This window comes from Paraburkholderia sp. BCC1885 (genome assembly GCF_900996235.1).
GTDB lineage: Bacteria > Pseudomonadota > Gammaproteobacteria > Burkholderiales > Burkholderiaceae > Paraburkholderia.
Window position 1 is genome coordinate 1 of record NZ_CAAJGM010000117.1, and the last position, 478, is coordinate 478.

At 65.5% G+C, this 478-nt stretch carries 1 pseudogene; it reads left to right on the forward strand.

The features are described 5' to 3' along the window. Positions 1–478, forward strand: a pseudogene (locus tag FQ755_RS12885) (hypothetical protein); the annotation flags it as partial.

Below are 478 nucleotides of genomic sequence, written 5' to 3' on the forward strand. Positions count from 1 at the left end.
ATTTCCATCCGCGCGCTGGTCCTGTATTCCGAACCGTCGTTTTATGCGATGACGGTCGTGCCGGGCGCGGTGCTGCTCCTGCTGTCGCAGCGACGCATCACGCTCGCGCCCATCGTCGGCTTCGCCACCGCCTTGCTCAGTTTCTCCGTGGCATCGATGGCGGTCTGCGCGGCGCTCTGTGGACTGCACATGCTCGCCGGGCGCGGGCGGCTGCGGACCCGGCTCGCCGTCCTGGCCGTCGCACTGGCGTGCGTGCCCTGGCTCTACAGCGTCTATGACCAACGGGTCAACCAATCCGTCGACTACGATTCGGTCGGCAGTCGTACGCTGGTGTTGACCGAGCTGACCGAGCGCGACGCCGTCGCGAACGTGTTCGGTGGTGGCCTGTTCTGGGACGAGCGCAACAACGTCGGGAAGACTCACCTGCGCGGCTACCAGGTGCGGGACAGTTCGTTCTACATCTACCTGGTGTTCGCCA